3 protein-coding genes are annotated in these 1,700 nt (G+C 74.4%); 1 reads left to right on the top strand and 2 read right to left on the bottom strand.

Translation table 11 applies throughout. The features are described from left to right. On the top strand, nucleotides 1–395 hold a 395-nt coding region (locus tag TsocGM_RS25560), incomplete at its 5' end, for an IS66 family transposase (protein ID WP_148114896.1). Nucleotides 396–431: 36 nt separating this feature from the next. On the opposite strand, the gene TsocGM_RS25555 is transcribed toward TsocGM_RS25560, so the two are convergent. Together TsocGM_RS25555 and tnpC are read right to left on the bottom strand one after the other, a co-directional pair. Beyond that, entirely contained in the window at nucleotides 432–1,004 is a 573-nt protein-coding gene (locus TsocGM_RS25555; RefSeq protein WP_126724739.1) for a recombinase family protein, read from the bottom strand. A gap of 97 nt (nucleotides 1,005–1,101) precedes the next feature. Then, nucleotides 1,102–1,700, bottom strand: a 599-nt coding sequence (gene tnpC / locus TsocGM_RS25550) for an IS66 family transposase (protein ID WP_126724740.1), incomplete at its 5' end; no start/stop codon positions are given.

Here is a 1,700-nt window from a genome sequence, read left to right as displayed (position 1 = left end):
ACGCCCGCGGCCTGGTCGCCGTCGGCTGCTGGGCGCACGCGCGGCGGAAGTTCTACGAGGCCCGCACCAGCGACCCGGAGCGGTCGCACGCGGCGTTGGCGTGGATCGGCCGGCTCTACGACGTCGAGCGCGAGGCCAAGGGAGGCGGCTGGGGCGACGACCGGCTGATGGCGGCGCGGGGCGAGCGGTCGCGACCGCTGCTGGAGTGTATCCGTCCGGTGAAGACCATCCTTGACGCCCGCGCGGCCCGAGCGCAGGGCGGCCCTGGCCGTCAGCCGGCGGCCAGGATGCGGCGGACCGACGTCCGGCCGATCCCCAGTCGCCGCGCGATCTCCGCGTGGCTCACCCGCTCGGCCTTGAGCCGGAGGTATCCGTCCGGTGAAGACCATCCTTGACGCCCGCGCGGCCCGAGCGCAGGGCGGCCCTGGCCGTCAGCCGGCGGCCAGGATGCGGCGGACCGACGTCCGGCCGATCCCCAGTCGCCGCGCGATCTCCGCGTGGCTCACCCGCTCGGCCTTGAGCCGGAGGACCTCGGCCGACTTCAACGACGCGGTCGGCGGGCGGCCATGGGGACGGCCTTCCCGCCGGGCCTGGGCGATCCCGGCCCGGACCCGCTCGCGGAGGATCTCCCGCTCGAACTCCGCGAAGACCGCCACCATGCCGGCCAACGCCCGGCCAGTCGGGGTGGTCAGGTCCAGCGCCTCGGTCAGCGACACGAAGCCGACGCCGAGTTCGGTCAACTCGCGCAGCGTCACTACCAGGTCGGGCAGGGAGCGGCCCCAGCGGTCCAGCCGCCAGACCACCACGGCGTCGACCTCGCGGCGGCGGGCGTCCCTCAGCAGGGACTCACGCCCGGCTCGCTCCCTCGCCCCCGAGCCGATGTCCTCGACCCGTCTGGCGAGGTCCCAGCCACGGTCCCTGATGTAGGCCGTCATCGCCTCGACCTGCATCCCGAGGGTCTGCTGGTCGTGCGTCGAGACCCGGGCGTAGAGTGCGGCGCGCATGGGCCGGCCCTCCCTGGCCGAAAACCCCCGCCGGACCGGGGCCGTCGGGCCCCGGATCTCCTGCCGTCGCCGGGCCCACCGCGGGGGTGGCCGTTAACTATCCCTTTCGGCCACCCGCCGCCCCCGGCAACACCCGGCGGTCCGGCAGCAGGTCATCGACGCGGCTCGCCGGGTGGGTGCTGACCCGGTCGAGCACGTCGCGGAGGTAGGCGAACGGCTCGTTGCCGTTGCGCTTGCAGGACTGGACCAGGCTCATCAGCGTCGCCGCCGTCCGGCCGCCGCGGTCGCTGCCCAGGTGCAGCCAGTTCTTCCGCCCCACCGCGACCGGCCGCAGGGCGTTTTCGACCGCGTTGTTGTCGATCGCCAGATACGGCGACTCCAGATACCGGCTCAGCTCCGCCCGGTTCGACAGGGCGTAAGCGATCGCCTCCCCGATCGGGCTCCTCGGCAGCACCTTCGCCGACTCGTCGTCCAGCCACGACCACAGCGACTCCAGCAGCGGTCGCGACCGCTCGCCCCGCGCCGCCATCAGCCGGTCGTCGCCCCAGCCGCCTCCCTTGGCCTCGCGTTCGACGTCGTAGAGCCGGCCGATCCACGCCAACGCCGCGTGCGACCGCTCCGGGTCGCTGGTGCGGGCCTCGTAGAACTTCCGCCGCGCGTGCGCCCAGCAGCCGACGGCGACCAGGCCGCGGGCGT

Source organism: Tautonia sociabilis (assembly GCF_003977685.1).
Classification (GTDB): domain Bacteria; phylum Planctomycetota; class Planctomycetia; order Isosphaerales; family Isosphaeraceae; genus Tautonia; species Tautonia sociabilis.
The sequence above is the reverse complement of the archived record's forward strand: the minus strand, read 5'-3'. Positions and strand labels throughout refer to the sequence as shown.